The organism is Candidatus Bipolaricaulota bacterium (genome assembly GCA_035528115.1).
Classification (GTDB): Bacteria; Patescibacteriota; Patescibacteriia; order UBA11705; family DATKZF01; genus DATKZF01.
Genome location: DATKZF010000001.1, coordinates 77607 through 90447, shown reverse-complemented (window position 1 = coordinate 90447; position 12841 = coordinate 77607). Strand labels below are relative to the sequence as shown.

Annotated in this window: 13 protein-coding genes and 1 tRNA gene; 1 reads left to right on the top strand and 13 read right to left on the bottom strand. The window is 43.0% G+C overall.

Annotated features, from left to right (window positions below; translation table 11 throughout):
• Nucleotides 1-34: 34 nt before the first annotated feature.
• The 8 genes from VMX18_00455 to VMX18_00420 form a co-directional block, all read right to left on the bottom strand.
• On the bottom strand, nt 35-403 hold the full coding sequence (locus VMX18_00455) for a DUF2304 domain-containing protein (GenBank protein ID HUT21860.1): 369 nt from the start codon (nt 401-403) through the stop codon (nt 35-37).
• A 5-nt stretch (nt 404-408) separates the two neighbouring features.
• Nucleotides 409-1074, bottom strand: coding sequence for a glycosyltransferase family 2 protein (locus VMX18_00450; protein HUT21859.1), 666 nt, complete (start codon nt 1072-1074; stop codon nt 409-411).
• 6 nt (nt 1075-1080) lie between these two features.
• Complete coding sequence (locus VMX18_00445) at nt 1081-2118, bottom strand: NAD-dependent epimerase/dehydratase family protein (GenBank protein HUT21858.1); 1038 nt, start codon at nt 2116-2118, stop codon at nt 1081-1083.
• Nucleotides 2119-2161: 43 nt separating this feature from the next.
• Nucleotides 2162-2530 (bottom strand): hypothetical protein, encoded by a 369-nt coding sequence (locus tag VMX18_00440; GenBank protein ID HUT21857.1) that lies wholly within the window; start codon nt 2528-2530, stop codon nt 2162-2164.
• Nucleotides 2500-3042, bottom strand: a complete 543-nt coding sequence (locus tag VMX18_00435) for a hypothetical protein (protein ID HUT21856.1) — start codon at nt 3040-3042, stop codon at nt 2500-2502. The genes VMX18_00440 and VMX18_00435 overlap by 31 nt, the downstream gene beginning before the upstream one ends.
• A gap of 3 nt (nt 3043-3045) precedes the next feature.
• On the bottom strand, nt 3046-4692 hold the full coding sequence (locus VMX18_00430) for a glycosyltransferase family 39 protein (protein ID HUT21855.1): 1647 nt from the start codon (nt 4690-4692) through the stop codon (nt 3046-3048).
• Between the two features lie 98 nt (nt 4693-4790).
• Nucleotides 4791-5597, bottom strand: coding sequence for a laccase domain-containing protein (locus VMX18_00425; protein ID HUT21854.1), 807 nt, complete (start codon nt 5595-5597; stop codon nt 4791-4793).
• Between the two features lie 305 nt (nt 5598-5902).
• Entirely contained in the window at nt 5903-7483 is a 1581-nt protein-coding gene (locus VMX18_00420; protein ID HUT21853.1) for a hypothetical protein, read from the bottom strand.
• 84 nt (nt 7484-7567) lie between these two features.
• On the opposite strand from VMX18_00420, the gene VMX18_00415 reads away from it, so the two are divergent.
• A complete protein-coding gene (locus VMX18_00415) occupies nt 7568-9640 on the top strand; it encodes a hypothetical protein (protein HUT21852.1) in 2073 nt (690 codons plus the stop codon).
• Nucleotides 9641-9678: 38 nt separating this feature from the next.
• On the opposite strand, the gene rpmG is transcribed toward VMX18_00415, so the two are convergent.
• From rpmG to VMX18_00390, 5 genes are all read right to left on the bottom strand, one after another.
• Nucleotides 9679-9834 (bottom strand): 50S ribosomal protein L33, encoded by a 156-nt coding sequence (gene rpmG / locus VMX18_00410; GenBank protein ID HUT21851.1) that lies wholly within the window; start codon nt 9832-9834, stop codon nt 9679-9681.
• Between the two features lie 213 nt (nt 9835-10047).
• Nucleotides 10048-10122: transfer RNA gene (locus tag VMX18_00405), tRNA-Thr, on the bottom strand.
• Nucleotides 10123-10400: 278 nt separating this feature from the next.
• A complete protein-coding gene (locus VMX18_00400) occupies nt 10401-10661 on the bottom strand; it encodes a hypothetical protein (GenBank protein ID HUT21850.1) in 261 nt (86 codons plus the stop codon).
• Nucleotides 10662-11522: 861 nt separating this feature from the next.
• Entirely contained in the window at nt 11523-11969 is a 447-nt protein-coding gene (locus VMX18_00395; protein ID HUT21849.1) for a DNA polymerase ligase N-terminal domain-containing protein, read from the bottom strand.
• A gap of 1 nt (nt 11970) precedes the next feature.
• A complete protein-coding gene (locus VMX18_00390) occupies nt 11971-12669 on the bottom strand; it encodes a VIT1/CCC1 transporter family protein (GenBank protein HUT21848.1) in 699 nt (232 codons plus the stop codon).
• Nucleotides 12670-12841 lie beyond the last annotated feature (172 nt).

Sequence of the window (12841 nt, the reverse complement as noted above, 5' to 3'; positions counted from 1 at the left end):
ACTTAAAAACGGAGAGGATATCTCTCCGCCGCGTTCAATCTTGTTTAAAATTATTTTCAGCTCTGCCAATCTTATTTTTCATCGCTTCCCTGATGGCCGAATCTTTCACCAGCAAAGTAATATCCTTTTCCATTTTCTCCAAGCGCGCGAAAATCCTGAAAGCTATATAGAACAAAACGATAATTGAAATATAAATCATCACATCGACTCCTCTGCCCACGCCCAGCCAATCCGCGACAAACTGCGAAGTCTGAGGCAAAATCACCACCAGCGCCATGAGCAGCCAAAAAATCAACCATAAAACAAACACTTCCGCGCTCAATTCGCGCTTGGTCAATTTCTTGGTCAATCGATAAATCACGTAGGCCACGAACAATAAAATGAAAATCTGAATCAAATTCATAAGTATCAATGAAACATTTTATGTTTAATCAAATCAACGATTATATTTATGCCGCCGCGAAAAGTCTGGCCGTATTCTTTATAAATTATTTCCACGGGCACTTCGGCGTATTTCAATCCATGGCGGAATATTTCCGAGGGAATTTCCGTGTTATGAGCCATGCGATTTTGGGTGATTTTTATTTTTTGCGCGGCCAATCGCGACATGGCGCGAAAACCGTTGTGCGCGTCAGTTAATTTTAACCCCGTAAAAAACCAGTTGAACAAAATGCCCGGTTTTAAAATGAACCATTTTTTGGTGAATGGAATATTTTGGTTTTCCCCAAAAAATCTGGATCCGATGGCGATATCATGGCCGCTTTCGATCGCTTCGACGAATTTTTCAATGTCTTTGACCTGATGCTGTCCGTCCGCGTCAAAATGCACGATAATGTCCGCGCCCAGCGCCAGAGCCATTTCCGTGCCCGTGCGCAGCGAAGCGCCTTGGCCGCAATTAATTTTATGCGCCAAGCAATGAACCGGGTATTTTTTTAAAACTTCAAGCGTATTATCCGAAGATCCGTCATCAATTGCCACGATTTCTTGAAAATCAGCTCGCAACAAATCTTCAATCACCGCCGCGATTGTTTTTTCTTCATTGTACGCCGGCAAAACGATAATCACTTTTGACATAATTTTTTACGCTTCGTCATTGTTTGAAGAGAAATTAACCAAATTTTTGTGCGCCTTGGTATATTCAATGGTTCTATTCAGGCCGTCTTCCAAACTGACGATGGGAAACCAACCGATGGCTTTCTTGATCCTGCCGATATCCGGATAACCCAGTTCTCTCATAAACAATAAGCTTTCCTTGAAAACTATATTCGATGATGAATTGGTCAATTCTTTAATTTTATTGGCCACATCGACTAACTTATGCACAGTCGTGCCGCCCATATTGACCGGATCATTGAGCGGGCTGTCCATCAAGGTCACGGCGCCCTCGACAATGTCGGATACATAGCAAATCGAAGTGATGAAATTTTCATCTCCGAAAATTTCCAAATCTTTATTATCCAACGCGTTGATAATGAAATCGGGAATCATCTGTCCGTCTTTAAGCAGCATGCGCGGACCGAACGTTCGAAAAATTCTGACGATCTTGGTGTCCAAATCAAACTGGCGGTGATACACGTCAACGATGGTCTCCGCGTATTTTTTGCCTTGGTCGTAGCAGGCGCGCGGCTCCAAATGATCAATCAGGCCGCGATAATCTTCTTTGATGAAATTCGGCTTGCCAATGGTGCTTTTGGGCACGTCGCCGTAAATCACCGAAGATGAAAACTGCATGAATTTCGCTTTGTATTTCACGGCCAAATCAAGAGCGTTCTTCACCGCGATCGTATTGGCCAGGATCGTCTGGATTTGATGCGCTTCAAAATTTTTCACCGAAGTCGGACAGGCCAAGTTGTAAATTTCCTGAATGCCGTAAACATTAATTTGAAATTTGGCCACGTCCTCTATTTCCTCCAAATCAAGCAATGGCTCGGCCATATCATGCTTTATCAATTCAAAATTGGACTCTTGCAGCAAATGATTGATGTTTAACTGACTGGAACTTGAAAAGTTATCCACGCAAATCACGTTAAAACCGGCCTTGACCAGTCTCTCGCACAGATATGAACCGATAAAACCCGCGCCGCCCAAAACCAAAATATTTTTGCTTTGTTTCGCCATAAAAATTCATTAAGAGTTATACATAGACATTTTAGTTAAAAAATCATCTTTTGGCAATCTCGTTGCGCCTCTCCGAAATTAACAGCAAGACAACCGGGAAAACAAGAATCAACAAGCCAAACCACGGACCCAATGATAATTTGAAATACAGCAGCCCGGCGGCCGCGGCCAAACAGCCTAAAAGTATCCGCATCGGCGAGGTTCTATCCGGCCTGAAAAAACAAAAAGCGGCGAAAGAAATCAGCCAATAAACGATCAGCCAAGCGGGATTAAAATAATTGCCGATTATGCCCGGCCAAATTTTCTCCAGACAAAAATAGCTTATCAGAGCGAGCGCGCCGATCAAATAAAAATCCGCGGACAAAACGCCGGCTTGCTCGCTCATTTTAATTTTTCGCCAATCGATTGCCATAATTTTTTTCTTTGCAAATCAAATTGAATTGAAGCAACTTCAATTGTTCCGCCGGATGTTTCGAAAACGAAGGAATAGCCTTGGTTTTTGGAAAAGTAAGCATCGGCCAGATTAAATTCAAAGGCTTGCTCTCGCCAATTGGCCGAAGTCTCGATCTTTTCCGTTTCAAATCGTGTTTTTCCTTGATCCGAAATCGGTCCGAAGCGAAAACCGTCCGAATCCTCGGTCCTGTATGTCAAAACGATTGTCGCTTTTTCGAATTTTGTCGGTAATTTCAAATCAAAGGCGGTCGGAGTTTTATTTATTTCAACGAATGTTTTCTCGGCGTCGGAGATGATTTGATAATTTTCAGGCGCATAAAATCGGGACACTTGGCCAATCGGCCGGCCAACTTCGTATTTCAAATAAAAGGAGCCGTCAATCGAAAAATAATCGGCGAAAAAATAAGCCAAAACTCCAACCGCCATCAACCAAATCGCCACTCTCAATATTTTGAAATATTTTTCTTTCATAACTCAATCCTTGTCGCCGATCAATTTATAAAGATAAAAATTATCGAATCGGTTGATAATGAAAAATTGCCAATTTCTTTTCGCGATTTTATTTTGTGACAAATAATTAAGGTCTTCGGGCGGCAACATGGTGTAAAAATACACGGGCCGGCGTGAAACGATCCGATTGATCAGCGGGAAAATCTCGTAATTTTCCTGAAAAACAATCACTTGCCTTTTTGGGAAAAATATTTTATCAGAGCGGTCGCAAATGATAATGGCGTCCTCTTCGGTAACGGCCAAAACGTTTTCTCGAATAAAATCGTATTTTTTCAAATTTTCTTTAACGGCGAGCAAGCTTTCATTGGTCTCGGCAAAGACGATTTGAAAGGTGTACAGATTCAAAATTAAAAAAAATAAAATCGTGAAAGCCGCTTTTATTTTCAATCCGAATTTTTCGGACAAACGCCAAACAGCGTATATCGAATAAGCCATGACGGGCAAAATCATGATCATCAGGGGCAGCCAATATCGTAAATATGACGTGCCGATGGAAATCTGCGAGGAATTGATATTATCTTGAAAAACATAAGCGCCGTAATATAAAATCAAATACGCGCCGACTCCCAAAATGCCGATCGCGTAAACGATTTTGCGCGACCAATTGAATTTCAAATAAACGACAGAAGCTGCCAGGCCGGGCAAAAGCCAAAGATGATACCAGCCTAAAAATCTCCAGAAATAATTGATAAAAACATTGGCGCTGGCCGCGAGCTTGATGCCGAACGGAAAAACGGTTGACCATGAAAAAATTGATTTTAACAATCCCAAAACGCCGCCTTGATCAAGCTCGACTCCCAGCAGCCTGGTATTATAGCCCAGCTTCAAATAACCGCCGTAAAGCGCCATATTTTCCAGTAAGGTCGGGATTTGCGCGGCAGCGGCGGCCAAAAGACCCAAAATCAAACCGGGCCAATTGACTTTTTTAATTCCAAAAAGAAATAAAATCAAATACAAAAAAACCACCCAGAAAAATTCCGATGGTCTGATGCTCATGGCCAGACCCAAAAAAGCGCCGGCCAATAGATAAAACAAAATCGGTTTGATTCTGAATTGATTTTTGAAGCCTTTCTTGTAACCGGCGTTCAAAATAAAAGCCAAAGAAATTATCAAAAAATCAATGAACAAAACATTGGGCATCAAGCTTTTGGCGCTGTAATAAATAAAAATGGGATGAAAATATAAAAGCAAAGCTGAAATGAAAGCGACTTTTTTTTCAAAAATATTTTTCAGGGCCCAGTAAAAAAACAAAGGCGTTATGGCCGAAACAATCGGCGTGACAAAGGAAATGATCCCGCTGCCGAAAATTTTCGCCAAAAAACCCAAAATAATCGGCAGTCCCAAAAAATATCCGGGCACTATGTCCCCTTTTTCATTGACCGTGGCGCTTCTGGGATGAATGATTCCTTGAACCCTTAAATTGTCCGGCTCGGCCATGGCCATGGAGCCGCGCGAATAAGCGCTGGAAAAAACATAATTGGCCGTTTCATCCGGAGAATTGAAAATTTCCTTGGGCGCGGTAAATGCCAAAAAGCCGTAAATAAAAAAACACACAATGCCAATGCCGGCCAAAATAACGACAAACCGATTTTTTTTCAACCATTGCTTCATATTAATCACAGTTTAGCTTAAAACTCGGGATTTTTCAATTAAAAAAGGGCAAGAACTGCGTCCTTTGCCCAAAGTGTCTCCTTCCAGATCGCGGCCGGCTACCCGACCAAGCGCGCGAAAAAGAAATTGCGGTTGTTCACGTCTCCTCGCAAATTCGACCAGAACATGCGCTCGCCGACTTCGTTCTCCCCCTCCACCTTCAAGCCGGCGCAGGAAGTACAGGTGAAATCGATGTCTTGAATCGCCAAGCCGAGATCTTGCGCGTGCCGCAAAATCATGGTCGGAAGATCATGCGCGGCAAAACCGCGACGCGGCCCGCGCTCGACTTCACCCTTGACCGCGTCTTCTCCGAACCGATTCCGGAGATCCTGGGCCTGGCGAATGTTCTGATCGCCGAACTTGGGATCATGGAGGTCGTAGCCGAAGCAACACGGGCCCGCTCCGCCGCCGAAGGTAAAGAGAAGGTCCGAAGAGTCGCAACGGAGCACCTTGATGGCCTCCTGGAGAATGCTCGGCTCTCCGTCCGGTCGATGGAAGCACTTGAGGCCCAAGTGCACAACGCACAGAATGTGCCTACGTGGCTCGTAGATCACTCCGATGTGGCAATCCGCGTTGCAGATGCCCACGGCCACACTCGGATCGTTGACGATGATTCCGCCATCAGCCTTCGTGGTTGTCCTCCACGCCAAGGGAGGTACATCGTCCAGACGGAAAGCGTTTGAGTCCAGCCTGCCCGCCACCCTGTTCGTGAAAGCAACGCTGGGCAAAAACAGCTCGGCGAACTTGTGACTGACCGAGGCCCTGACAAGGAGTATGTGAGCCTCCGCACTCTTCGTCGGGTGAAAATCACCCCATGCCCTACCTAGAAGCTCGACCTGAACTCGTTCATCGAAAATAAGCGTCATTTCCGCCCTCCAACAGTTGCGGTTTCCAGCAATCAACGACAAGAGTTAATAATACGCCATATTCAACATTTTGTCAACAACAAAATCGCGCTCAAAATGCCGATTTTTTCAATTAAAAAAGGGCAAGGACGCGGCCTTTGCCCAACATTGTTTGTATCCGTCCGGCAGCTCTGGATCTTTACAGCCCGCGCTGCCGCAGACTGAATTCCAGCAGACACGCCAAGGTTCGTCGAATGCTAATCAAAACTAAATTTAGTCAAATAAAAAAAACCCCGCCAAAAGCGGGATTGCTAAGTGAAAAACACTTAGTAAATCTCATCCTTTTTCTCCTTCAAAAACGCGAACCAGTCGTCAATGATGTCAATGATGATATTAAACGGCGCGGCAATTATAAAGTCGAGAATAAAAATAAAAACGTTTATTTTAGAAAAATTGGTGGAAATCTCCTGCCCCACTTTTATAACGGGCATGAAGAAAAATTCCATCAAGCTGGACAAAAAACCGCCTTTTTCCTTGAGCACATACATTTCTTTGGCATTTTGGCGCAAACGGTAGCCGAAAAAGCTGACAATGCTCAAAAACACCAAAAATATCGCGCCGCTGACCACATTGAATTCAAGCTCGGCCAGACCCCAGACGATGGCGCCGAAGCTGATAAAATAAGTGCAAAAGTAAAAAAGTCCGAAAATGATATGTTTCAGCGCTCCCCAATTTCTCGGCGGCTTGATAATCGTTTTCTTCATATTCTCGGTCCAACCGTAAATAATACTCATCGTCTGCGTCAGAATTTTCTCCGCGTTTTTGCTTGATGAAACAACTATGGTTTTGCCGATAAAAAACAACAAGACAATGGGGCCGAACAAATTTATGAAAAGCGGAATCAAGTTAATTTCCTTGAATAAAAAATATTCGAACGGCACTTCCAGCGCCAAGGCGATCAGCATTTTGGTCAGCAAAATATAAATCATGGCGCGCCAAATGCTTTTATTCAGACGACTGTTCACCGCTATTTTTTTCTTTTCAATAATCCCCTTCAATAATTCCTTGGTCGCCTCCGGGTCGGAAAAAATTTCTTCGATTTGGTCGGGATCTTCTTCAATCAAATCCTTAATGACGTAAAAATAAACGCTGAATGATTTGCAATATCTTTGGATCTTTCGGCCCAGCGGGTGCTTAATCTGATGATCGATCATTTTCTTTATGCCCAGGATATTGATTTTAATTTCATCGAAAATTTCATCAGGATTTTCAAACCAAGCCGGATAATACAAACGTAAAAGAGCGTAAGAGATCATCTCATTGTCCGACTTAAACAACGCCCGCTGAATGCCCACGTAAAGTTGAAGATCCTTTTCATCATCGGACATCTTTTCGTCCAAAATTTCCGTTTGCAATTTGGCGATCGAAAACGCCGCATTGACCAACGCGCGTTTGAAATCCGTTTTTATGATCAATTCTTCAATCTCGACCGATAAAATTCCCAGCAGCCAATTTTTAATTTTCTTTTGTTCGGAAAAAGTCAAAGAGTCTTTTACGGCCAGCCACAGATTGGCCGTCTTATTCAAAGCGCCGTTCAATTCGTTGACTTTGGTCTCCGGCAGAGAATGGTTGGCCACGTAGCCGGCTCGAATCAACTCCCTGATCAATGTATCGCCGATCTGAGCGCCTCGGAGCACTTCGGAAAACCTTCTTTTGCAAATGCGCTGAATGGCGCTTTTTCGCAAAAGATGTTCATCGCGGTAGTCCACGATATTTCTAATTTTTTCATAAGCCAAAACAGCCTTGGCAATCACTTCATTCACGCCAATAGTGCTTTCCTCTTCATATTCCAACGGCTTGGATTCCTCGAAATAAGCGGCCAATAAATTTTCAACCGGTTTAATCATATAATGCCATTCTACCAAAAAAATCGTAATTATCAAGCTAACCGTTTGAAAAGCCTTTGATTTGAGGCTACAATGGTCTCAGATATGAAAATTAAAATTCTCGTTTTATTCTTCGACCTTTTATTGACCGCGGCCGTCTGCGTCAATCAATACGCGGCCGTCAACATGATCTGGCATTTGATTTCCGGACTTTTGTTTATTTTGCTGAATTTATATCTTCTTTACTCGCTGTTGGGCAAAACCGCTTTGCGCTCATGGCTGTGGGCCGCGTTGATCATGATCGGAGAAATCGCGATTTTGGGATCAGTGGTTTATTTTATTTATCAATTGAACGATTTGGCCATTGCATTAATGTCCGTTTTCCTTGGCGGGCATATTTCAGCGCTATGGCTTAAGTTTGGCGCGCCGCTGAAAAGGCCGTCTTGGCCGAAATTGAAATTGGACTTCAGGGAATTTTTATGCGCTACAAGCTATCTGATCGCGGCCGGTTTCGCTTTCAAAATCATCATTGACGGTAGAAACGACATTGCCGCGCCAACTCCATGGGCTTTTATCGACAAAAGAATTTTTATCGTTTATTTCATCGCCACTTTCATTCTTATAGTTTTTCTGACCCGGGTGAAGCTCAAAAAATTCTGGCAAAAAATATTTTTGTCCATTCATTTTTTTCTGTCATTTTCAGTGGCGGTTATCGTTTATAAACTCGGTTTCGGTTATGATCCGTTCATTCATCAAAAAACGGTCGAGCTCATCGTCAAAGACGGCTTTGTCTCGCCCAAACCGTTTTATTATCTGGGCCAATACGCCATTGAAGTATTCGCCAATAAAGTATTGGCAGTTCCCATCGACTGGCTGGACAGATTGCTTTTACCCGTTTTGGCCGCGGCGGCCTTGCCTCACCTTATTCTGAGCTGCGTAAAAAGAATCAAACCGGCGGCCGCGCTGTTATTTCTGACAGTTCCCTGCTCTTTTTTGATCGTGACCACTCCCCAATATCTTTCTTTTTTATTTTGTTTGATCGTCTCTTTTCTCTGTTTCAAATATTTAAAGGAAAAAAGCATTTCTTGGCTGTGGCCGATTTTTTTCGCCGCGGCCGCCATTTGCGTCCATCCGCTGTCCGGCCTGCCTGCCTTTTTATTCGCCATCGGAATTTTAATCTTTCAAAAACGCAGCGAGTCGATTGGAATCAAAGCTTTAAAAATCGGCTATATTATTTTATCCGCGACAATAGCGCCGCTCGCTTTTATGGCGGCCGGGCTTCTGGGCGGCCAGCGAACAATTTTATCTTTTGATTTGCAGGCAATGGTTGAATCGGCCGGACATTTTTTCACGCACGTATTTTACTGGAAAAACAATTTCAGATACATCCTTGACTTGGTTTATTTTTACGGCTTCAATTGGAAATTTTTCTTTTTGATATTTATCGCCATCTTTATTTTATTCGCCATAAAAAAATCCGCCGAGCGAAAAAAAGAAACGCGCGTTTTCAGCATTTACCTCGGCGCTTTCTTCCTTATTTTAATCAATTACTTGATTCTAAAAAATATTTTCGCCTTCAACGAGCTGATTTATTACGAACGCTCGGATTACGCTCAGCGGCTGATTTTCTTAATGTTTATCATAATGACCCCTGTTTTTATTTCAGCATGGAATCTATTGATTGATAAAATCAAAGAAAAGAGGTTGGCCGAAATTTCATTTCAAGTCATGGCTTCTCTGCTGATTTGCGCCGGCTTTTACCTGAGTTATCCGCGATTCGACAATGTCTCAGCCGACCCGGCCGTCAATGTCAGCAAATACGATTTTGCCGCGGCCGAATATATCAATAAAAACGAAAGCGAAAAATATGTGGTGCTGGCGAATCAAAACACTTCAGCCGCGGCCGTTAGATTGTACGGCTTTGCGCCGACCTTAAACGGCTATTTTTATTATCCCGTTCCCACCGGCGGCGAGCTGTATCAATATTTTCTTAAAATGGTCAACGATGCCCCCAAGATCGAATACGTCAATGAAGTTAAAAATTTAACGGGCGCGGACACGGTTTATTTCGTGATTCCGAAATACTGGAATAATTTCAATAATACGGTGACGCAAGCAATTGCCAACTCCTTGGAATCAAAATCCATAGACGATCAAATTTACATTTTCAAATATTAAGAAAAACAAAAAACCTCTCTTGTCGAGAGGTTTTTTATTTACTTGATTTCTTTGTGCATGGTGTGCTTTTTGCAATGCTTGCAATGTTTTTTCATCTCAAGTCTTTCTTTCAAAATTTTCTTGTTTTTATGAGAGTAATAATTGATTTGCTTGCATTCCTTGCACTCCAATTTAATCATGTTGTCTTGTGACATATTTTCTATATTAAATATTCAACGTTTTTAATTATACACCTTATTTCAAAACAAATCAAGGGCGAAATGGCCTGCCAGCCGACCTGTCCGCCGAAGCATTGGCGTAGGCGGAAGCCCTGAGCTTGTCGAGGGACGAAGGCAGGCGTAACTCCTACGAGCGGAGCGAGGAGCGCAGGTGGGAACCCACGTTATACTCTTTTTCAAAATTTAGAGTGGAGCCAGCGGAGGGAGTCGAACCCACGACCAATGGTTTACAAAACCACTGCTCTGCCACTGAGCTACGCTGGCACGATAAATAGTGATTAATTACAAAGGGCAATACAACCAATGGTTTATCCGCTCACGCAGATTCGCTGCTGAGCGGACCCGCTCGCGAAGCTCCACTGAGTCGAGCGGGCAAAACCACTGCCTGTCCGCCGAAGTTTCAACGTAGGCGGACCTGTCCGCCGAAGCTCTGAGCAAAGCGAGGAGCGAAGGCGGAAGCTATGCCGGCCAATGCATAACGATTACAAAATACAATATACATCAAAACCGACCCGAAGTCAAGATTGAAAAAACGGATAAGTTTATCCGTCTTTGATCATTAGAGAGATTACTATGTCTCTTAATTCAGGGCAAACATTGCCTCCTACGTCAACGAGATAAAGCTCGCTGTTTAGCGTTTCCAGAATATCAGACGGCAGCTCTTGTCCGGGCTCGATGCAGCATTGCCGCAAAGCGACAAAAGCTTCAGGATAAAATATGGCCAGCGTTCGCACCTGATTCAACACGGCCAAAAAAAACAGTCTGTGAACCTGTTTCCCTCCCTTGAGCTTGACATAACACATGTGTGACCTCCTACCTTCCTGATTAAAGCGTATAAATATTCGCATTTTCTGTCAAAAAAACTGTTGATATCAGTCAATCGACGTTCTAAGACAGATTCACGATCTGTCTTTTAAAATTTTAAAAAGCCGATTATGAATCAGCTTCGCGAGATTTGGATCAGTATTTCGATGCAATTATCGATTCTGGAAATCATGACTGCCGTTCTGCGCTCGTATTTTTTTCGCGATCTTCTCTTGTCGTTTTTGATCGCCAACAGCTTCAAAATGAGCGAGCGAGGATCTCTGTCTTTCAAGAAGTTCACCCCGGGTATTCGGCAAAACCGCGGAGTTTCTTCACGCAAATACTCTAGTAGCGCAATCAGGTCATCTCTTGATGTCGTGTCCGACAAAGAAAGCTCCCATCTTTTTGCATCGCGTCTTCTCCGGCCAACCAATTTTCCGTGCAGTCTTACAATTTCAGAGTTTACACTCATCGCTTCACCTCCTATGCACACTATAATTTATACAATTTTCGAATAAAACGCAAACTTGACAAAAAATATTAATCTATGCATAATAACAATGTTTACAACGCCAAGGCGTGAAAGGAAGAGCTTGTGATGCGTCCAAATGACATCGATCTCGCGGTAATCTTGCTCCCGATGAAGTGCGCGTATTGTCTGAGAAATCAAGGGTTTCACGAGTCCGAGTGCCCGCACATCACGGGGAATTTCCGTGAATGGAATCACGGCAAAAAAGACGCGTTCGAACGTCGCGCCAACTCCGGTAGCACGCCGGAATATCTCATGGGGTACCTACAAGGCACCCCCGAAAACCAATAAGCCCCGCCGAAACTCGACGAGGCTTTTATAATTTGTAATTTTAATCTTTTTTCATTTTGAAAAACAACCAATTTTTTTCTCTAAAATGAATCAGGGCGTATTTGCCTTTTAATTTTTTACCGGAAATTTCAATCAACCATTTTTTCTTATCTTTTTCAATCGTCTTATATTCCCCCCTATCCCAAATTTTAACTTTACCGCCTCCGTATTCTCCTTTGGGAATTTCTCCCTGCCAAAACGCGTAAGCCACCGGATGGTCTTCGGTCTGAACCGCCAAACGCTTCAGTCCCGTTTTTCTCGGCGGAGTCTTGGGAATGGCGAAGGATTTTAAAACGCCTTTTTCTTCCAACCTCAAATCCCAATGCAAATTTCTGGCATGATGCTCTTGAATGGAATAAATATTTCCTTTTTTCGAACTTGCCACCACGGCTTTGGGTTCCGATGTTTTTTCAAATTTTCTTTTCTTTTTGTAATTAACCAAAGTCATATTATGAAACCAAGCCAATGAAGTGGCCGATTATTTTGCCTACGGCAAATCCCAATCCTGACACCACGGCCGCCATGACAAACATTTCCAAACCGCTTTTAACCTTAGGCACTCCAGTCAACCAGCCCTTGTAATATCCCAAAAAGAAAAGTCCGATTGAGGTTAATATTATTGAAAAAACAATGCCAATATTTACCGAAAAGAAAAAATAAGGCAACACGGGGATTGAACCACCGATCATATATGAAAAGAACATATAAAACGCTCCTCGCTTTGTTTTATATTCTCTTTTCATGGAAATGCCCAGTTCCTTATTGGCCATTTCTTCCAAAATCAATTTTTCACTGCCGCTGACTCGTTTCACCATCATGCTGATTTCTTTTTCGCTGTAACCTCTTCTTTTATAAAATTCAACCAATTCCAGCTTTTCTTTTTCAGGATTTTCCCTGATTTTTTCCAATTCTTCCTTTAATTTTTTAACCTTGGCTTGTCTTTCGGATTTGGATGAAAGAAACGTGCCCACGGCCATTGATGACGCTTCCACAAAAACGACCACGAAGCCGGTTAAAATCACGATTGCCTTGTTGTTCGTGCCTCCGGCAATGCCCGTTAATACTCCGAGCGTGGAAATCAGGCCGTCTTCAACGCCGAAAACCACGTTTCGAATTTGATTTAAAATTTTTTTGGCGAATTTATTCATACGTTACAAATGATTGCCGCCGATTGGCTAGCCTTGGCGTTATATTAGTTACAAATTACCACGTCTATTAAGCTATCCTTGGTTGTAGTATTTCTTGTTTCGTTACCAATGGTCACAAATTTATCCCAACAGAATCCCTTTGGGAAAAATAAAGCAACCTTTCAATTGCCTG